Here is a 19,654-nt window from a genome sequence, read left to right as displayed (position 1 = left end):
TGTTCCATGCCATCCGGCACGGTATAGAAAGTCGGATGACGGTAGACTTTGCTTTCCGCCGGGTCGAAGAATTCGCCGCGCTCTTCCGGCTGCGAAGCAACGATTTCGCTGGCCTTCACCACCCAAATTGAGCAGCCTTCGCTGCGGCGGGTATAGGCATCGCGGGCATTCTCCAGCGCCATTTGATCATCGGCGGCGTGCAGACTGCCGACGTGACGATGGGATAACCCCTGTTTGCTGCGAACGAACACTTCATATAACGGCCAGTAAACTTTGCTCATGTTGTCTCTCCTCATGCCGCGCTGCGGGCCTGCTGTTTTTGCGCATGGGCCAGCGCGGCTTCGCGCACCCATTCGCCCTCTTCCCAGGCCTTACGCTTGGTGGCCAGCCGCTCGTGATTGCAAATCCCACGGCCGCTAATCACCTCGTTAAATTCCTGCCAGTCGATTTCGCCGAAGCGGTAGTGGCCGCTGGCTTCATCAAACTGCAAATCCGGGTCCGGGACGGTCATACCGAGGATCTCTACCTGCGGCACGGTGTTATCGACGAAGCGCTGACGTAGCTCGTCGTTGGAGTGCAGTTTGATTTTCCACGCCATGCTGCGGGCGCTGTTCGGCGAGTTGTCATCGTTGGGGCCAAACATCATCAGCGCCGGCCACCAGAAGCGGTTAATGGCGTCCTGCAGCATCTGCCGCTGCGCGTCATTGCCCTGCGCCAGCGCCATGCAGGCTTCAAAACCCTGACGCTGGTGAAAGCTCTCTTCTTTGCAGATTTTGACCATCGCCCGGGCATAGGGGCCATAGGAGGTCCGGCACAGCGCCACCTGGTTGACGATGGCCGCGCCATCGACCAGCCAGCCGATCACGCCGATATCCGCCCAGCTCAGGGTCGGGTAGTTAAAAATGGAGGAATATTTCATCTGCCCGTCGAGCATTTTCTGATACAGGTCTTCCCGCGCGCAGCCCAGCGTTTCCGCGGCGCTATAGAGATAAAGCCCATGCCCGGCCTCATCCTGTACCTTAGCCAGCAGGATCGCTTTGCGGCGCAGCGTCGGCGCGCGGGTGATCCAGTTGCCTTCCGGCAGCATGCCGACGATTTCCGAGTGCGCGTGCTGGCCTATCTGCCGAATCAAGGTCTTACGGTAGGCATCCGGCATCCAGTCCTGCGGTTCGATGGCCGTTTCCTGCGCGATGCGCTGGTCAAAGCGTTGTTCTTCTGTCACGTCATCACCTTTATGATTCCGATATTCACAACAAAAACATTTTTGTGAATCACTTTGTTTATTGAAGGTTACATATTGGTTAAATAAAACCACAAATTTTGTTTGCTCCTTTTGTGATGCTAACCGCAAAACCTTTTGTAAACAGCTGATAAATCAGTATCATAAACGCAACGCCCCACCAGCCGCCGATCACAATGTTAATAAATTATTAAATACAGACTTGATTTTTATGATTCATAAAAGAACTATTTATAGATATCACACGTAACATATTTGGAGATTTGCGATGCAGCAGTTAGCCAGCTACTTATCCGGCGCCTGGCAGACCGGCCGGGGCCGCGCCCGTACTATCCATCACGCCATCACCGGCGCGGCGCTGTGGGAGGTGACCAGTGAAGGCCTGGATATGGCGCAGGCGCGCCGCTTCGCGATTGAGCGCGGCGGTAAAGCTCTGCAAGCCATGACCTTTATTGAACGCAGCGCGATGTTAAAAGCGGTAGCAAAACGGCTGCTGGAGCAGAAAGACGAGTTCTACGCCATCTCCGCGCAAACCGGCGCCACTCGCGCCGACAGCTGGGTGGATATTGAAGGCGGCATCGGGACCCTTTTCACCTATGCCGGGCTCGGTAGTCGCGAATTGCCGGACGATCTCCTGTGGCCGGAGGACGAGCTGATCCCGCTCTCCAAACAAGGGGGTTTTGCCGCGCGTCACGTGCTGACCTCGAAATCAGGCGTCGCCGTCCATATCAACGCCTTCAACTTCCCCTGCTGGGGAATGCTGGAAAAACTGGCGCCGACCTGGCTTGCCGGCATGCCGGCGATCATTAAACCGGCCACCGCTACCGCCCAGCTTACCCAGGCGATGGTGAAAGCGATTGTCGACAGCGGCCTGGTGCCGGAAGGCGCCATCAGCCTGATTTGCGGCGGCGCGGGCGATCTTCTCGACCATCTCGATAGCCAGGACGTGGTGACCTTTACCGGCTCTGCCGCCACCGGCCAGCAGCTACGGTCGCATCCTAACCTGGTGGCCAAATCGATTCCCTTTACCATGGAAGCAGATTCGCTCAACTGCTGCGTTTTAGGCGAAGATGTCACCCCGGAGCAACCGGAATTCGCGCTGTTTATTCGGGAAGTGGTCCGCGAGATGACGGCGAAAGCCGGGCAAAAATGTACCGCTATCCGTCGCATCATCGTGCCGCACGCACAAATCGATGCGGTACGTGAAGCGCTGATCGCCCGGTTGCAAAAAATCACCGTCGGCGACCCGGCGCAGGAAGGCATAAAGATGGGGGCGCTGGTCAACACCGAGCAGCGTCAGGACGTGCAGGATAACGTCAATAAACTGATCGCCGCCGGCTGTGAAGCGCTGCTCGGCGGACAGGCAGATCTTAATGCTGATGGCGCGTTCTTCCCGCCGACCCTGCTGTACTGCCCGCAGCCGGATGAAACGCCAGAGGTTCACGCCATTGAAGCCTTTGGCCCGGTAGCGACGCTGATGCCGTATCGCGACCGCCAGCATGCGCTGACGCTGGCACGCGCCGGCGGTGGCAGTCTGGCTGGTACGCTGGTCACCGCCAGCGGCGAGCTGGCGCGCGAGTTTATCCTTGGCGCCGCGCGCGCCCATGGTCGTATTCAGATCCTTAACGAGGAGTCCTCGGCAGAGTCGACCGGCCACGGCTCGCCGCTGCCGCAGCTGGTACACGGCGGCCCTGGCCGCGCGGGCGGCGGAGAAGAGCTTGGCGGGCTGCGCTCGGTGAAACACTATATGCAGCGTACCGCGGTCCAGGGCAGCCCAACGATGCTGGCGACCATCGGCCAGCAGTGGGTGCGTGGCGCGCAGGTTAGCGAAGACCGCATTCACCCGTTCCGTAAATACTTCGAAGAGATCCAGCCTGGCGATAGCTTATTAACCCCGCGGAGAACCCTCACCGAAGCGGATATCGTTAACTTCGCCTGCCTGAGCGGCGACCATTTCTATGCGCACATGGACAAAATCGCCGCCGCCGAGTCGATTTTCGGCGAGCGGGTGGTCCACGGTTATTTCCTGATCTCCGCTGCGGCCGGACTGTTCGTCGATGCCGGCGTCGGGCCGGTTATCGCCAACTACGGGATGGAAAACCTGCGCTTTATTGAGCCGGTCAAACCGGGAGACACCATTCAGGTTCGCCTGACCTGTAAGCGTAAAACCGTTAAGCGTCAGCGTAGCGCCGATGAGAAAGCCACCGGCGTGGTGGAATGGGCGGTGGAGATTTTCAACCAGCACCAGCAGGCGGTGGCGCTGTATTCCATTCTGACCCTGGTGGCGCGCCAGCAAGGGGATTTTCCGGCGTAATAGCGGAAAATAGACCGCTGGCGCTCTGTTGGCCGATCCTTGAGCCATTGATCCTGCAATCGGTTTGCAACGGTTTCGCCCCGGGAAGTCCTTTATGTTATCTGTGGCTTCAGCGCACATTGCGCTCCCGATTAATCGTCTGCGTTATGTCACTCATGGCGCAGGGAGCGCACAGGGGGCGGCCAGTCGCCGCCGCCCCCTGTACCCCCGGGCTCCGGCCAGCAAAATCGCCACTGCGTGGTGCCTTCGACTTTTCCCTGCAGGCTGCGGGTCGGGCCGAGGCAGCGTCCCTGCAAAACACGGCCCTCAGCCCGCATCCATGCGGGCTGCCCCGGCCTTCCGGGAACGTCTCAGCGATTTTGAGGCCGCCAGCACCGGCAGTTTCAGCGGCCCCAGCGCCAGCGATGATTTGGATCTGTAGGGGCTGTAGGCCCGGTAAGGCGTCAGCCGCCACCCGGCAAAAAAATCGGCGCACGTTCTCAATGCCTCTGCGGAGGCATTTTTTACGTCCGTCTGGCAAAACTGACAAACAAGCTGGCAAAAGCAAACAAACGCCCCGGCGCCGCTGGCTGGTAGCTTAAGGGTGACAAAGCCGACATTCGCAGCGGCAAGAGACAACACAACAATAAGATGAGGTCACTATGGCAAACGGCTTGAAATTTTCTCCTCGTAAAACCGCGCTGGCGCTGGCTGTCGCGGTGGTTTGCGCCTGGCAATCACCGGTCTTCGCTCACGGTAGCGAAGCGCACATGGTGCCGTTGGATAAAACGCTGCAGGCGTTCGGCGCCGATGTGCAGTGGGATGACTACGCGCAAATGTTCACCCTGATAAAAGACGGCGCTTACGTCAAAGTAAAACCCGGCGCCAAAACGGTGATCGTCAACGGTAAACCCCTTGATCTACAGGTGCCGGTAGTAATGAAGGAAGGTAAAGCCTGGGTCTCCGATACCTTTATCAACGATGTATTCCAGTCCGGTCTCGATCAGACCTTCCAGGTGGAAAAGCGCCCTCACCCGTTAAACTCGCTCTCGGCGGCGGAAATCAGTGAAGCGGTGACCATTGTTAAAGCCGCGCCGGAATTCCAGCCCAATACCCGCTTTACCGAAATTTCCCTGCACGAGCCGGATAAAGCGGCGGTGTGGGCCTTTGCCCTGCAGGGTACGCCGGTCGATTCACCGCGCACCGCCGATGTGGTGATGCTGGATGGCAAACACGTGATTGAAGCCGTCGTCGATCTGCAAAACAAAAAAATCCTCTCCTGGACGCCAGTTAAAGGCGCCCACGGGATGGTACTGCTCGATGATTTTGTCAGCGTGCAGAACATCATCAATGCCAGCAGCGAGTTCGCTGAGGTGCTGAAAAAGCACGGTATTACCGATCCCAGTAAAGTGGTCACCACCCCGCTCACCGTCGGCTATTTTGATGGCAAAGATGGCCTGCAGCAGGATGCGCGTCTGCTGAAGGTGGTCAGTTATCTCGATACCGGCGACGGCAACTACTGGGCGCACCCGATTGAAAACCTGGTGGCGGTGGTCGACCTTGAAGCGAAGAAAATTATCAAAATTGAGGAAGGCCCGGTTATCCCGGTACCGATGGAGCCCCGTCCGTATGATGGCCGCGACCGCAACGCCCCGGCGGTGAAACCGCTGGAGATAACCGAACCGGAAGGCAAAAACTACACAATCACCGGGGATACCATTCACTGGCAGAACTGGGATTTCCACCTGCGCCTGAACTCACGCGTCGGGCCAATTCTCTCGACGGTGACCTACAACGATAACGGCAAAAAACGCCAGGTGATGTATGAAGGTTCCCTGGGCGGGATGATCGTCCCCTACGGCGACCCGGACGTCGGCTGGTATTTCAAAGCCTATCTGGACTCCGGCGATTACGGCATGGGCACCCTGACCTCGCCGATTGTCCGCGGCAAGGACGCGCCATCGAATGCGGTACTGCTGGATGAAACCATCGCTGATTACACCGGCAAACCGACCACTATTCCAGGCGCGGTCGCCATATTCGAACGCTATGCCGGGCCAGAATATAAGCACCTGGAGATGGGCAAGCCCAACGTCAGTACCGAGCGCCGGGAGCTGGTGGTGCGCTGGATCAGTACCGTCGGCAACTACGACTATATCTTTGACTGGGTGTTCCACGACAACGGCACCATCGGTATCGACGCCGGCGCCACCGGCATTGAAGCCGTTAAAGGCGTGATGGCGAAGACCATGCATGACCCCAGCGCCAAAGAGGATACCCGCTACGGGACGCTGATCGACCATAATATTGTCGGCACTACCCATCAGCACATCTATAACTTCCGCCTCGACCTCGACGTGGACGGCGAAAACAACACCCTGGTGGCGATGGATCCTGAAGTGAAGCCCAACACCGCCGGTGGCCCGCGCACCAGTACCATGCAGGTGAATCAGTACACCATTGACAGCGAGCAGAAAGCGGCGCAGAAATTCGACCCGGGAACCATTCGCCTGCTGAGCAACACCAGCAAAGAGAACCGCATGGGTAACCCGGTCTCTTATCAGATCATCCCGTATGCCGGCGGTACGCACCCGGCGGCGACCGGCGCGAAGTTCGCCCCGGACGAGTGGATCTACCATCGCCTGAGCTTTATGGATAAACAGCTGTGGGTGACGCGCTACCACCCGACAGAGCGTTATCCGGAAGGGAAATACCCGAACCGTTCCGCCCAGGATACCGGCTTAGGGCAGTACGCAAAGGATGATGAGCCGCTGACTAACCACGATGACGTCGTGTGGATCACCACCGGCACCACTCACGTGGCGCGCGCCGAAGAGTGGCCGATCATGCCGACCGAGTGGGCGCACGCCCTGCTGAAGCCGTGGAACTTCTTTGACGAAACCCCAACCCTTGGCGAGAAGAAAAAGTAATCTTAACCGGCGGTGAAATCGAGCAGGATTTTTCCGCCTCTTCCCGGCTGGTCGGCGGCGGTAATTGCCTCCCGCCAGTCGTTCAACGCTATGCGCTGGGCCGGCGGCTGGGTGGTCGTTGGCAAGCGCAGCCAAATCTCGTCAAACGCCGCCCGCCACGCCGCCACGCTGAGTGTCGGCAGCGCCTCCCGCAGATGAAACTTGCGCACCGTCGCGCTACCGCGCGTCTGGGTCAGCGGCTGCCCGGATAACAGCCCATAGGAGATCAGGATCGACGATGCGGGCAGCACCGACAGCAGCGTATTCGCCAGTTCGCCGCCCACCGCGTCAAACACCAGATCGCCCGCCAGCGGCGCCAGCGGCAGGCGTTTCAGGGTCAGCACGGCGGCCGGCGGCCCGTAGCGATCATAAACAATGGCGTCGTTGAACATCGACAGGCTCCAGACAGCGAAAGGCGGGATCATAGCAGATCCCGCCGCCAGTGGCTCACGCCCGCGGCCAAACCTGGGGGAACAGCGGGGAATCCAGCGGGTCGCCGTCCCGCAGGGTCAGCTCGGGGAACGGTGGCGATGTCACGCCACCGCGATCGGCAAACGCGGCGTCATCCCCCACCCAGCGGGCGGAGAAGACCCGTCGCGCCCGCGCGCCGGGGTTGCCGCGGGCGCCATGGACGGTGCGGAAATGGAAGGCCACCGCATCCCCCGGCTCCAGCGCCCAGCTGACGATATCGTATTCGTCCTCATGGGCGTCGATATCCGGCAGGGTGCTGAACCGGGTGTGCTCGTAAAGCTTAGTGCCATTGAAACGGGTAGGACTGAACTCCTCCTCCCAGCGATGCGACCCGCGAATGCAGCGCAGCGAGGTGGCCTCCGCCACCGGGTCCAGCGGGATCCAGAAGCTGACGTTCTGTCTGCCGGAGACGCAATAGTAGGGCTGGTCATGATGCCAGGGAGTCACCGTGCTGCCTCCGGCCGGTTTGACCAGCGTATGTTCATGGAAAAATTTCGCCGTCTGCGACTGCATCAGCGCCGCCGCGATCTCGGCGGCCGCTGACTGAAAGACAAACTCGCTAAACGCCGGGATCCGCGACCAGTTGCAGTAGTCCTGAAAAAAAGGCGGCGAACCATCTTTGGGGATCACCGTGCGCGCATGACCATACTCGCTGGGGCTGGCCATCAGCGCCGTGACCCCCTCGGCGAGGCGATCGACCCAGGGGGTAAAGACGCCTTTTAATAACACCGCGCCATCCGCCTGCCAGCGGTCGATGGTCGCTTGATCGATGTGGGGAGAGTGTTGATTGTGCATCGCTTGGGTTCCTGTGTTGAGGGATCAGGTGAGCGGTTCCGCCGGTTCGGCACGCATCCACGCGCAAAGCTGTCTCAGCATCGTCATACAGCGCTCGGTCTGCGCGATGCTGATGTACTCATCGGCCTTATGGCCCTGGGCCATGCTGCCCGGTCCGCAGACCAGGGTCGCGACGCCCATCTCATCGAACAGCCCTCCTTCGGTGCCGAACGCCACGGTGGAGAAGCGATCGCTGCCGCACCACTGTGACAGCCAGCGGGCGAAGTCGGACTGCGGATCGCTGAGCAGCGGCGGATAGTGGCTTAACAGCTGGAACTGGATGTCGCTCCCGCTGCCTACCCGGCGCATCTCCGGCAGCAGCTGGCGGCGGGCGTAGGCCGCCAGCGCCTCGGTGACCGCTTCGGGACGCATCCCCGGCAGGTAGCGGATCTCAAAATCAAAGCGGCAGGACTGCGGAACAATATTCAGCGCGGCCCCACCCTGAATGGTGCCCACCTGCAGCGTGCTGAAGGGCGGCGAAAAGCGGCTGTCCTGCTGCCGGGCCAGACGCACGCCCAGCCGATCCAGGTGGTTGATCAGCCTGGCCGCGTAGCGGATGGCGTTCACCCCCTGCGGGGCATAGGCCGAATGGCAGGCCTGCCCCTCGATGCAGCAGCGCATGGCCAGTTTGCCTTTATGACCGAACACCGGCTGCATCTCCGTCGGCTCGCCGATGAGGCACAGCGCCGGTTTCTCCGGCGAGGCCTGCAGAAAATCCACCAGGCTGCGCACGCCGAGACAGCCGACCTCTTCGTCATAGGAGAAGGCCAGATGCAGTGGCATGCGCAGCGGCGCCGCCAGAAAGTCATCCACTGCCGCCAGCACGCAGGCGAGAAACCCCTTCATATCGGCGCTGCCGCGGCCATAGTAGCGGCCATCGCGCTCGGTGAGGCTGAAAGGCGGAACGCTCCAGGCCTGGCCGTCCACCGGGACCACGTCGGTGTGGCCCGAGAGCATCACCCCACCGCCGCCGGACGGCCCCAGCCGGGCGTAGAGATTGGCCTTACCGCCCGACGGGTCATAAAAGCGGCGGGACGCCACGCCGCGGGCAGCGAGAAAATCGGCGATCCAGTCGATCATCGCCAGGTTCGAATGGCGGCTGGTGGTGTCAAAAGCCAGCAGCGCGGCGAGGATGTTATTCATCGCCGGGGACGCCATAGGCGGGCGCATCGCGAGGGTCGAGCGCCCGGGTAATATAGGCGTCCATTTGCGGCTCCCAGGCCAGCCACAGTTGCTCAAGGGCCGCCAGCGGATCCGTCTCCGCCCAGTCAATACGCAGATCGACCACCGGCCACGGGTAATCGTCCACCACCTTCACCGCCGCCGAGTGGACCGGGCCGGCCTCGCCCCCGGCGGCAATCCCCGCGCGCAGCCCGGCCAGCAGCCGGCTGGCCAGTTCACCGCTCGCCGTCTCGAAGGCGGCCACCATCGCGGCGATCACCTCGTGACTGGCCAGCATGTTGCCCGCCGCCACGCAGTTATCTCCCGCCAGGGTGCCACCGATCCCGAGAGTATGTTCCCCGCTGAACGCCGCCACTTCACCGTTGGCATCAATCGCCGCGACCTGGCGATATTCGCGGAAGCGGTCCTCCGCCAGGGCCAGGTTCAGAGCCTGCTCAACGGAGGCCCCCGCCTCAAGCGCACCAAGAATATGCGGCCCCAGCGACGGTAAGGTTATGTTCTGACTGGCGACCGCGCCGACGCCGGGCAATAGCCACGGACAGCGAGATCCCACGGCCATGCTCGACGAACTAATGGCAATGCCCAGCTGACCTGATTCCGGGCAGCGGGCGCTAATAGAGAGAGTCATTCTGCTGCCTCCCCCTGCCAGTCGTCAGGGATCACCGCCGTAACGTCAATCTCCATCAGCCACTGCGGCTGCGCGAGGGCCGACACCACCACCCCGGTGGAGATGGGAAAGACGCCTTTTAACCATTTGCCCACCTCCTGATAGACCGGCTCGCGATAGCGGGGATCGATCAGATAAGTGGTGGTCTTGACGATATGCGTGAGGTCGCTTCCCGCCTCTTTCAGCAACTGCGCGACATTCTTCATCGCCTGCTCCGCCTGCGCCCGCGGGTCGCCGAGGCCAATCAGATTGCCGGCGAAATCGGTGCCAACCTGGCCGCGAACGTAGACGGTATTGCCGGCCCGCACCGCCTGGCACAGATCGTTGTTCAGCGCCTGGTTCGGGTAGGTCTCTTTGGTGTTAAACATGCGAATACGGGTATGAGTTGGCATCAAAGCACTCCTTAAGGAAAACGGTTAACAGGACGGCTGGTAACGCTGGTACTGGCGCTGAATGGCGATCTGGTCGGCAATATATTTGGCATCGTGCCAGACGCCCCAGATAAAGGTGGACCCGCGCCGCGAGAGCCACGGCAGGCCGAGGAAATAGATGCCCGGCTCCGTCGACACGCCGCGGTGATGCTGTGGCCGCTGTGCGTCATCGAAGGCGTTGACCTTCAGCCAGCGATAGTCGGTGGTGTAGCCCGTCGCCCAGATGATGGCGCCGATCCCGGCCTCCACCAGATTGAGACTGAGCAGCGGGTCGGTGACGCAGGCCGGATCGGGCAGAAATTCGCGGGCGGAGGGCTCTTCGGGCAGGTCCATGCCGTTGCGGGCCACCCACGCGTCCGCGGCGTCGAGCAGCGCAAGGTAGGAGGCATCGCCGCGGCGGATATTCTCCGCCAGGTCGTGGTGAAACAGTGCTTTGTCACCGTCAAAGCCGCGGGTCTGCCCCACTAACGTGACCCCCTGATGCGCCAGCTGGCGAAAATCGACGGTATGGCCGCCGCGCGCGCCGCTCACCGCGATAGTGACATGCTCTTTACCCGGCGCATTGGCCGCGGCATCCCACATTCCCAGCACCCCGAGCCACCAGCAAAAATCGCGCTGACGATAGCGACGCGGCGGGCGGTCGTGCGCTCCCACCGACAGCCACACCGCGCGTCCGGCTCGCTGTAGCTCATCGGCAATCTGCACGCCGGAGGAGCCTGCGCCAATCACCAGCACACCGCCCTCCGGCAGCTGCTGCGGGTTAAAATAGTGCGCGGAGTGGAGCTGCTGAATAGCCTGACTCTGTGGGGCGATGGCCGGGATCACTGGCCGCTGAAACGGCCCGGTGGCCGCCACGATCCGCTGCGCTTCAATCACCCCCTGCGAGGTGTCGATACGAAAGCCCGGCCGTCCGACGAGGCGTTCGGCGCTGAAAACCTCCACCCCGGTACGGATCGGCGCATTGAAGCTGCGGGCATAGGCGGCAAAATAGTCTGCCACCTGCTCTTTGCCGACAAAGCTGTCTGCCGGGCAGTCCGGGAACACCATGCCCGGGAACCGATCGTGCCAGGCCGGGCCGTTGGCGACCAGCGAATCCCAGCGTCCGCTGCGCCAGGCCTGGGCAATACCCTGCTTTTCCAGCACCAGGTGGGGGATATCCAGCCGGGTCAGATGCTCGCTCATGGCGACGCCCGCCTGCCCCGCGCCCACCACCAGGGTATCGATCTCGGTAATCTGTTCAGTCATTTCGCTATCCTTCAAGCACAGTTGCCGACGACGTCGCCGGAATTGACGGCTTTCAGGTTATTTAACTGTGACGAATTGGTAAAATATTATAAAACGATCGACTGAATAGAATTTTACGAGGCTGAGTGACGACAAAAAATAATGCCTGCCGGATCGACAGGCGTTATTTCAGGCGTGAGTTGGGGTTAATTCGATGCTGCGACAATAATCCATAAACAGTTGCGTCGGCCGCGTGGGCTCATTATTCGCGAGATGCGCCATAATTAAGGTCGAGGCGGGCATCTCGTCGGCAATATCCCGCTGCACCACTCTTTCGCCATCGTAGGTCATATCGCAGCAGGGCCGGGTGACCAGCACCGAAAAACCCAACCCCTGACCCACCATACAGCGCACCATTTCAATGGAGGGGGAACTGTAAGCCACTTCCGGGTGATAACCCTTTTCCTTAAAGATGGAGATAAAATAATTTTTACTGGGGACCGCATCGAGGAGGATCATCGGCTCGCGGCTCAGCTCCTGCAGCGTCACCTGCGCCTTCTGCGCCAGCGGATGCGCGGCGGGCAGCAGCGCGTAGGGTTTATGCGGGGCATTGAGCCGCTCTTTATTGATCGAATGGCCGAGCTCCAGATCGTAAACCAGCGCCAGGTCGAAGCGGCCGCGGTGCAGGCCATGCATCAGCTCATGCTGTTCGCCGTCGTACAGATGCAGGGTGATTTCCGGATAGCATTTCTTAAACCCGGCCACCAGCTTCGGCATATACAGCGGAGCCACCGATTCGAAGCAACCGATGGAGATCATGCCAGAAACCAGCTCTTTATCCGCTCGCGAATTCTGTTCGAACTCCCAGGACAGGCGCAGCAGCTCTTTCGCTTTATCGTAGATCCGCCGACCGCTGGAGGTGAGCGAAACGCCCTGCGCATGGTGGCGAATAAACAGCTGCTGGTCGAAGGTGCTCTCCAGATTCTTGATGGCAATCGAAATCGACGGCTGCGCAATGTGCAGCTGGCGGGAGGCCTCGGCGATACTCTCCGTCTCCACCACGGTGACGAAATATTTGAGCTGCTTCAGGGTAAATCGGTTCATAGCATCACCATTGATAAAATATGGTCCGGCGCACACGGGGAATAGTTTTCCTCTAAGTCCCAAGCAATCCGCGTGCCACCCCCGGAAAAGAGCGGCGCATTGCCCGACAAGGGGCGACAATATTTATTATTGCTCTACGCCCGCGTGGTTTATTTCCACCATTGCACCATCATGCGCCACGCTGCACGCCAGACTGGCAGCGTCTGCCCCAGTTTCGCGCAAAATAACCTGTCTGCGCAAAATAGCGTTATTGAATTACAGTCATTGTTTTTAAATTGTTTACGCAAAGTATCTTAACAATCACTTTAAATTCCATATCGTTAATATCGCTGTATAGTTTTTTTAAACTTAAAGACCAAAAATTTACTAATTGCCTCTGAAAGCATCCTGCCAGCATAGTGTATTCGCACGATGAATACCGGTGGCGCTCCATTACGGCACAGCCGAGCCACTTTCATTTTTGATAATTATGACGAGTGAAATAGCCCATGACGTTTAACTGGAACTACATGTTAAGCCTGCTCAGCGATGCCGATTTTTGGTGGGCCACCTGGACCGTCATTAAATTAAGTCTGCTGACCTGGGGCTGCAGTATTGTGCTCGGATTTATTCTGGCGCTGGCCAAACAGTCGCCGCGCGGCTGGTTATCCACCCCAGCCCGGCTGTATATCTGGTTATTTCGCAGTATGCCGCTGCTGGTCCTGCTGATTTTTGTCTACAACATGCCGCAGGCGCTGCCCTCCTTCGCCCCGGTGCTGAACGATCCCTTCTGGGCCGGCCTGCTGGCAATGGTCCTCAGCGAAGCGGCTTATATCGCCGAGATCCACCGCGGCGGATTGCTCTCCATCCCTCGCGGGCAGAGCGAAGCCGCGCGGGCCCTGGGGTTGCGCTACGCCGGGATCCAGTGGCGGGTGATCATCCCCCAGGCGCTGCGCGTCGCCCTGCCGGCGCTGGCCAATGAATATATCGCCATCGTGAAGCTCAGTTCGCTGGTGTCGGTGATCTCCCTGACCGAAATATTAATGGTCGGCCAGCAGCTCTACTCGCAGAACTTTCTGGTCATGGAGACGATGACGGCCGTGGCGTTTTATTACATCTTTATCGTCACGGTGTTCGATTTTCTGCTGAAACGGCTGGAGAACTACCTTGACGTGACCCAGCGCAATACCGCTCGTCCGGTAGATGCCGAGATGCAGCGGCTGGCCAGCGCCCGCCGCCCGGTGATGGCGCGCAGCGTCACCCGGAGTCATGAGCCGGCGCTGCAGGCCTCTAAGCTGCATAAGGCCTACAACAACGTCGAAGTGCTGGGGGCGGTGAGCCTGCAGATCCAGCCCGGCGAGGTGGTCTCGGTCATCGGTCCGTCAGGCTCGGGGAAAACCACCCTCATTCGCCTGCTGAACGGTCTTGAGCAGATCGATAACGGCGAAATTCAGATTAACGGCCAACCCTTTATTCACCTCGACCGCCAGGGGCAGCAGAAGCCGCGCTTTATGGAGAATGCCGAACATCGCCTGAACATCGGCATGGTGTTCCAGAGCTTTAACCTGTTCCCGCATCTGACCGTGTTCGGCAATCTGCTGCTGGCCCCGCGCTATCACCATCTGGCAAGTGACGCGGAGCTCCGCCAGCACGCCTGCGAACTGCTGCACAAAGTGGGCATGCTGGAGCACGCCTGGAAGTATCCGCACCAGCTCTCCGGCGGACAGCAGCAGCGGGTGGCGATCGCCCGCGCCCTGATGATGCGTCCGCAGATCATGCTGTTCGATGAGCCCACCTCGGCGCTGGATCCGGAAAAAGTGAATGAAGTGCTGCAGGTTATCGAATCCCTGGCCCACGAAGGCATCACCATGGTCATCGTCACCCACGAGATGAACTTCGCCTTCAAAGTGTCCGACCGGATCGTGTTTATGGAGAAAGGCCGGGTGGTGTGCGATGACACGCCGCAGGCGATGCGTAGCGGGCAACACCCGCGGGTCGAGGCCTTTCTCAAAGATGTTTCTCTGGCTTAACTATCGGAACGTGAAGAGGAAAAACTATGATTGCGCAGTGGCAAATTGATCAGTTTCATCAGCAGGGTTTTCTGGTGGTCGAAGAGGTGCTTTCCAGCGCCGACATCGCCGCCCTGCAGAGCGATTTCGACGGCTGGGTCGAGGAGAGCCGCGGTCACGCGACGGTGTGGGGAGAAACCCTCGACGGGCGGCCACGCTTCGATATCGAGCGCGATCATGCTCCTGACCATCCGTCGCTGCGCCGGGTCGCCTCCCCGACGGAGATCTCCGAGGCCTATCGCCATACTGCGCTGAACTCGCGGATGGCGACCATCGCCGCGCAATTGATCGGCGGCAGCGGCACCCGCTTTCATCACAGCAAAATTAACTCCAAGCTGCCGCACACCGCCACCGAGGTGAAATGGCATCAGGATTTCCTTTTCACCCCACACAGCAATGACGACATCATCACCGCCCTGCTGATGGTCAGCGAGGTGACCCCAGAGAATGGCCCGCTCAACGTGGTGCCTGGCAGTCATCAGGGGCCGCTGTGGTCCCACTGGCAGGAGGGGCGCTTCACGGGGGCGGTGGATGATGAGGTGGTGGCGACGCACTGCCAGCAGCCGCAGGCCTGTTTTGGCCCGGCGGGCTCAGTCTGCTTTATGCATACCCGCCTGCTGCACGCCTCCAGCCCCAACGAGACCGCCCTGCCGCGCACCCTGTTCATCAGCGTCTACGCCGCGGAGGATGCGCTACCCTACGGCGAAAACCCGCTGCCGAGCCGCCATGCCGGCCACCTGGTCGCGGGAGAAGAGAGCGGTCTGGTGCGCAGCACCAATAACCAGCTTCGTCTGCCGCAGAAGCCGCGCGGCGCTTCGTTTTTTGTTCAGCAGGCCGGCGCCGATCGCGCCAGCATGTAATTTGCCCACACTCCGGAGGTTTTATGACACGCATTTTCGCACCACGCCCGCTGACCCTGCTGCTCTGCGCAGCGGCTGCTCTGACATCCTTTAGCGCACTGGCCTTTCAGCAAAGCGGTAAGATCACCGCCGGTTCGGACATGACCTTTTTTCCTTACGAGTACATGGAAAACAATAAGCCAGCCGGTTTTGACATCGAGCTGCTCGATGGTCTGGCGAAGACTATGGGCCGTGAAGCAGTGAATATCGATACCCGCTTCCCCAACCTGATCCCCGGGCTGCAGGGCGGGCGCTTCGATATCACCAACTCGTCGATGTACATTACCGCCGAACGCCTGAAGGTGATCGATATGGTGCCGTACCTGAAAAGCGGGGAAGCGATCCTCGCCCGCAAAGGCGGCGACTACCAGCCTAAGACCCCGGAAGCGTTCTGCGGCCATAAAATCGGCTCGATGGGCGCCACCTCCTGGCTGGCGCAATTGCAGAAGCTCTCCACCGACTACTGCGTGAAGAAGGGGCTGAAGCCGATTGCGCTGAGCGTTTATACCACCGACCCGCAGACCACCCAGGCGCTGTTGTCGCGCGCGGTGGATGCGCAGATCACCGACGCCGCCGTGGCGCGCGGGGTGGTGGAAAAACTGGGTGACCGGGTGGTTATCTCCTCTGACACGCTGATCTATCCGGTGCTGAACGGCTTTGGCGTTAAAAAAGGCAATACTGAGGTGAAAACCGCCCTCGAAGAGGCGCTGAAAAAATACAGCGCGACGCCGGAATATGCCGCCCTGCTGAAGAAATATCACTTCCAGGCGCCGACGGCGGACGATCTGCAGACCCTGATGCCGAAAGCGGAGTAATGCCCATGCGCGATTCCGATGAAGAGCAGATCCGCATCGACCTGGCGGCCACCTTTCGCATCATTGCCCATCTTGGCATGCATGAGGCGGTGGCCAACCATTTCAGCGCCGCGCTCTCCGCCGACGGGAAAACGTTTTTACTCAACCCGAAGTGGAAACACTTTTCGCGCATCCGCGCCAGCGATCTGCTGGTGCTGAACGCCGATGATGAACGTTGCGCCGCGCGCCCTGACGTCGATGCCACCGCGTGGGCTATTCACGGGCAGATCCATCAGCGGCTCCCGGACGTGCGGGTGGTGCTGCATCTGCACCCGGTGTACACCACCAGCCTCGCCTGTCTGGCGACGCCGCAGATCCTGCCCATCGACCAGAACACGGCCCGCTATTTTAACCGGGTCGCCGTCGATACGCTGTACGGCGGGATGGCGGACAACGCGGCAGAAGGCGCCCGGCTGGCGGGCCTGCTGGCGGACAAACGCCGCCTGCTGATGGGGAATCACGGGGTGCTGGTGACCGCCCCGACCATCGGCGAGGCGTTCGATGATATCTGGACCCTGGAGCGCGCCTGTCAGATCCTGATCACCGCCTGGTCCACCGGCCAGCCGCTGAAGGTTCTGTCAGACGCGGTAGCGGAAAAAACGGCCCAGGACTGGGAGAAGATTGCCGATTTCTCGCGGCAGCATTTTGCCGAAATGAAGCAGTTAATGATCGACCTCGATCCCTCCCTGGTGGACTAACCCCGCGCCTGCCCGGGTCAGCCCGGGCCGTCGCTGGCTGCCGCCAGCAGCGGCACGATGGTATCGCTGAGCGGTGTCGGAATGCCGTGCTGACGCCCGCGACGCTGCACCACGCCGTTACGAATATCCCACTCCAGCGGTCGGCCATTCAGGCGATCGATCATAATAGAGGTGCTTAAGTCGGCAGGCGCCCGGTGAAAACCGGCGATAATCTCCTCCGGCACGCTGTCGCCCAGGGCGGCCCCTTCCGCCCGCGCCACCTGCAGACATTCGCGCAGATAAGCCAGTCCGAGGGCAGTAATGTCTTCCCGGGCAAACATCCCGGCGCGGCGTCCGGTCAGCACCATCAGTCCGGCTACGGCGTTCTGCAACAGTTTACGCCAGGCCACGGTGGTAAAATCCGCCGCCAGGTCCACCGCGCAGCGGGTCCCCGCCAGCGCCTGCTGCACTCGCTCTGCCCCCGGCAGATCCGGGAGGGTCAGGCGCGGCGTGGCGCGCAGCCAGACAGAGGCATCGGCATCGCGCTGCGCCGGAAACCAGACCACCGAGGGCAACACCGTCGCGCCGCCGGTCAGGGGGGCAAACTGCTGGCGCTGCTCAACGCCGTTTTGCAGCACGCACACCACGGTGTCCGTGGAACACAGGGCCGTCAGCCAGGAGGCGATGGCCTCCGTCTGGGTAGTTTTCACCGCGACAAAGACCAGGTCGAAGGGGGCGGCTATCGCCGTTGGGTCGGTGTGCACCGGGCCGGGCACCACGATCTCGCCCTCGTCAGTGCGCAGCACCAGCACCGAATGGGCGGTACGCCCGCAGACCATCGGCGCCCTCCCCACCTCAAACAGGGCGGCGGCGATAGTCGTGCCGATGGCGCCGGGACCAATAAGTGCAACCTTAGGAAATGCTGACATGCCGAAGACCTCCTGATGATTCACCGCCCTGGTTGGGCAAAGATTGCCCTCCACAGTAGCGAGAAAGACCGGAGGTCGGCAAGCGGCGCGTCGGGAAAAGCCATTCGCTTTCCCCGACAGCGGTCTAGTAACGCACGCAAACGGATTTGGTTTCGCACCAGCCGTCGAGCCAGTCAGGGCCGAAATCGCGGCCGGTACCAGACTGCTTCATGCCGCCGAAAGGCAGGTTGGCGTCAATCAGGGTATGGCTGTTGACCCATACCGTTCCCGCCTGCAGACGGTCGGTGTAGTTCAGGGCCTGGGTTAGATCGCGGGTCCAGACGCTGGCGGTCAGGCCAAAATCGCTGTCGTTGGCCAGACGCAGCGCCTCCTCGCCGTCGGCCACCCGCACCAGGTTCACCACCGGGCCAAACACCTCCTCACGGGTGAGGCGCAGCCCGGCGTCGGGGTTAACCACCAGCGTCGGCGGAATATAGTACCCCCCTGCATCCGGTCCGGCACTGCCGCTGATGAGCTCTGCCTTCTGCTGGCGAGCCTCTTCGAGGTAGGCCGCCACCTTGTCGCAGTGGGCCCGGGAGACCACCGGGTTGATCTGCGCCGTCTCCTGCATCCCCGGCCCCACCTGCAGCGATTTTACCGCCTGCCCGAAACCGCTGACCAGGGTGTCAAACAGCGGCGCTTCGATGTAGATCCGCGAGCTGGCGGCGCAGACCTGCCCCTGATTGAGGAAGCTACCGGTCATCAGCCCCTCAATAACCCACTGGGGATCGGCATCTTTGAGCACAATCGCCGGGTTCTTGCCGCCCAGCTCCAGCGTCACGCGAGTCAGGCGGTCGGCGGCCACGCGGGCGATCTGTTTCCCGGTCGCCGTCGAGCCGGTAAAGCTGACCTTCGCTACCTGCGGATGGGCGGTCAGCGCCGCGCCGCAGCCCGCGCCGCTGCCGGTGACCACGTTGAATACCCCGTCAGGTATGCCCGCCAGGGTCGCCAGCTCCGCCACCCGCAGCAGGGTCAGCGGGGTGGTTTCAGAAGGTTTGATGACGATCGAACAGCCTGCCGCCAGGGCCGGCATGACCTTCCACATGCCGATCATCAGCGGGAAATTCCACGGGACGATACCCGCCACCACCCCGACCGGCTCTTTTTTGGTCCACGCCTGGTAACGCGCCCCTTGCGGGAACGGGATCGACACGTCCAGCGTCCGGCCGCTGATCTTGGTGGTCAGCCCCGCGGTGTAGCGCATCCAGTTCAGGGTGCAGCCGACCTCAAAGGCGCGAGAGATCGCAATGGATTTGCCCTGCTCAAGGGTTTCCAGTTGCGCCAGCTCTTCGCCGTGCTGCTCCACCAGGTCGGCAAAACGCAGCAGGATGCGTTCACGGTCGGCCGGGGTGCGCCCGGCCCAGCGGCGATCGACAAAAGCGCGCCAGGCGGACATTACCGCCCGGTCAACATCCGCCGGGCTGGCGTCGGCGGTGGTGGCAATCGCCTGCCCGGTGGCCGGATCCCAAACGGTTAACCGGTTTTCGCTCTGCGCGGCGCAGGGAGCGCCGTCGATATACAGGCCATGCTGACGGTCTAAAAACTGCTGGACGCTGGCAAGCAGCGCTATCTGAGAGGTGGACATACCCTTTCCTTATTCTTCGCGGATAGTGCTTTCAGTCTATGTCCGGTTGGCGGCTGGCGCTTTTTTCTCTGTGACATTCGTTTGCGCCGCTGTGACAGTCGCCGCAAATCCGCGGCTTACCCTGGCAGAAATGTGCCGCAGGTAATAGTTCTTTCATATACCCGCCATCGCGGCCTTGCCTGAGGCGGCATAAATGCAACAATGCAGA

Annotated in this window: 17 protein-coding genes; 6 read left to right on the top strand and 11 right to left on the bottom strand. The window is 60.9% G+C overall.

Annotated elements, in window-relative coordinates:
- Together paaB and paaA are read right to left on the bottom strand one after the other, a co-directional pair.
- Nucleotides 1–281, bottom strand: a 281-nt coding sequence (paaB, locus tag CW267_RS19280) for a 1,2-phenylacetyl-CoA epoxidase subunit PaaB (RefSeq protein WP_101148649.1), incomplete at its 3' end; no start/stop codon positions are given.
- A gap of 11 nt (nucleotides 282–292) precedes the next feature.
- Nucleotides 293–1,222 (bottom strand): 1,2-phenylacetyl-CoA epoxidase subunit PaaA, encoded by a 930-nt coding sequence (gene paaA / locus CW267_RS19275; protein ID WP_032735438.1) that lies wholly within the window; start codon nucleotides 1,220–1,222, stop codon nucleotides 293–295.
- Nucleotides 1,223–1,508: 286 nt separating this feature from the next.
- Here paaA and paaZ point away from each other — a divergent pair, with 286 nt between their 5' ends.
- Together paaZ and tynA are read left to right on the top strand one after the other, a co-directional pair.
- A complete protein-coding gene (gene paaZ / locus CW267_RS19270) occupies nucleotides 1,509–3,554 on the top strand; it encodes a phenylacetic acid degradation bifunctional protein PaaZ (protein ID WP_032735437.1) in 2,046 nt (681 codons plus the stop codon).
- Nucleotides 3,555–4,195: 641 nt separating this feature from the next.
- Nucleotides 4,196–6,463 carry a primary-amine oxidase gene (tynA, locus tag CW267_RS19255; protein WP_032735436.1) on the top strand — a complete coding sequence of 756 codons (2,268 nt, stop codon included), beginning with the start codon at nucleotides 4,196–4,198 and terminating at the stop codon, nucleotides 6,461–6,463.
- Nucleotides 6,464–6,465: 2 nt separating this feature from the next.
- Here tynA and CW267_RS19250 read toward each other — a convergent pair whose 3' ends face one another.
- From CW267_RS19250 to CW267_RS19220, 7 genes are all read right to left on the bottom strand, one after another.
- Entirely contained in the window at nucleotides 6,466–6,927 is a 462-nt protein-coding gene (locus CW267_RS19250) for a hypothetical protein (RefSeq protein ID WP_100781178.1), read from the bottom strand.
- A gap of 22 nt (nucleotides 6,928–6,949) precedes the next feature.
- The gene (locus CW267_RS19245; protein ID WP_012541938.1) at nucleotides 6,950–7,768 is read right to left on the bottom strand and encodes a phytanoyl-CoA dioxygenase family protein; all 819 of its coding nucleotides are present in this window, start codon (nucleotides 7,766–7,768) and stop codon (nucleotides 6,950–6,952) included.
- A 24-nt stretch (nucleotides 7,769–7,792) separates the two neighbouring features.
- On the bottom strand, nucleotides 7,793–8,965 hold the full coding sequence (gene argE / locus CW267_RS19240; protein WP_124038086.1) for an acetylornithine deacetylase: 1,173 nt from the start codon (nucleotides 8,963–8,965) through the stop codon (nucleotides 7,793–7,795).
- Nucleotides 8,943–9,617: a DUF1028 domain-containing protein gene (locus CW267_RS19235; protein WP_008805132.1), complete on the bottom strand. Its 675-nt coding sequence runs from the start codon at nucleotides 9,615–9,617 to the stop codon at nucleotides 8,943–8,945. The genes argE and CW267_RS19235 overlap by 23 nt, the downstream gene beginning before the upstream one ends.
- Entirely contained in the window at nucleotides 9,614–10,048 is a 435-nt protein-coding gene (locus CW267_RS19230; RefSeq protein WP_032735434.1) for a RidA family protein, read from the bottom strand. The genes CW267_RS19235 and CW267_RS19230 overlap by 4 nt, the downstream gene beginning before the upstream one ends.
- A 24-nt stretch (nucleotides 10,049–10,072) precedes the next feature.
- A complete protein-coding gene (locus CW267_RS19225; protein WP_032735433.1) occupies nucleotides 10,073–11,332 on the bottom strand; it encodes a flavin-containing monooxygenase in 1,260 nt (419 codons plus the stop codon).
- A gap of 168 nt (nucleotides 11,333–11,500) precedes the next feature.
- A complete protein-coding gene (locus CW267_RS19220) occupies nucleotides 11,501–12,415 on the bottom strand; it encodes a LysR substrate-binding domain-containing protein (protein WP_004190428.1) in 915 nt (304 codons plus the stop codon).
- Between the two features lie 488 nt (nucleotides 12,416–12,903).
- Here CW267_RS19220 and CW267_RS19215 point away from each other — a divergent pair, with 488 nt between their 5' ends.
- From CW267_RS19215 to CW267_RS19200, 4 genes are read left to right on the top strand one after another with little or no spacing between them, the layout of a single operon-like run.
- Entirely contained in the window at nucleotides 12,904–14,424 is a 1,521-nt protein-coding gene (locus tag CW267_RS19215) for an amino acid ABC transporter permease/ATP-binding protein (protein WP_032735432.1), read from the top strand.
- A 26-nt stretch (nucleotides 14,425–14,450) separates the two neighbouring features.
- Nucleotides 14,451–15,323, top strand: a complete 873-nt coding sequence (locus CW267_RS19210) for a phytanoyl-CoA dioxygenase family protein (protein ID WP_008805134.1) — start codon at nucleotides 14,451–14,453, stop codon at nucleotides 15,321–15,323.
- Between the two features lie 23 nt (nucleotides 15,324–15,346).
- Complete coding sequence (locus CW267_RS19205; RefSeq protein ID WP_012541942.1) at nucleotides 15,347–16,177, top strand: ABC transporter substrate-binding protein; 831 nt, start codon at nucleotides 15,347–15,349, stop codon at nucleotides 16,175–16,177.
- A gap of 5 nt (nucleotides 16,178–16,182) precedes the next feature.
- Nucleotides 16,183–16,914 carry a class II aldolase and adducin N-terminal domain-containing protein gene (locus tag CW267_RS19200; RefSeq protein WP_012541943.1) on the top strand — a complete coding sequence of 244 codons (732 nt, stop codon included), beginning with the start codon at nucleotides 16,183–16,185 and terminating at the stop codon, nucleotides 16,912–16,914.
- A gap of 17 nt (nucleotides 16,915–16,931) precedes the next feature.
- On the opposite strand, the gene CW267_RS19195 is transcribed toward CW267_RS19200, so the two are convergent.
- Nucleotides 16,932–17,822: an oxidoreductase gene (locus tag CW267_RS19195; protein ID WP_032735429.1), complete on the bottom strand. Its 891-nt coding sequence runs from the start codon at nucleotides 17,820–17,822 to the stop codon at nucleotides 16,932–16,934.
- Between the two features lie 124 nt (nucleotides 17,823–17,946).
- Nucleotides 17,947–19,446: an aldehyde dehydrogenase family protein gene (locus CW267_RS19190; protein ID WP_032735428.1), complete on the bottom strand. Its 1,500-nt coding sequence runs from the start codon at nucleotides 19,444–19,446 to the stop codon at nucleotides 17,947–17,949.
- Between the last annotated feature and the right edge of the window lie 208 nt (nucleotides 19,447–19,654).

Source organism: Klebsiella sp. X1-16S-Nf21 (assembly GCF_002837615.1).
GTDB classification, from domain to species: Bacteria; Pseudomonadota; Gammaproteobacteria; order Enterobacterales; family Enterobacteriaceae; genus Klebsiella; species Klebsiella variicola.
The sequence above is the reverse complement of the archived record's forward strand: the minus strand, read 5'-3'. Positions and strand labels throughout refer to the sequence as shown.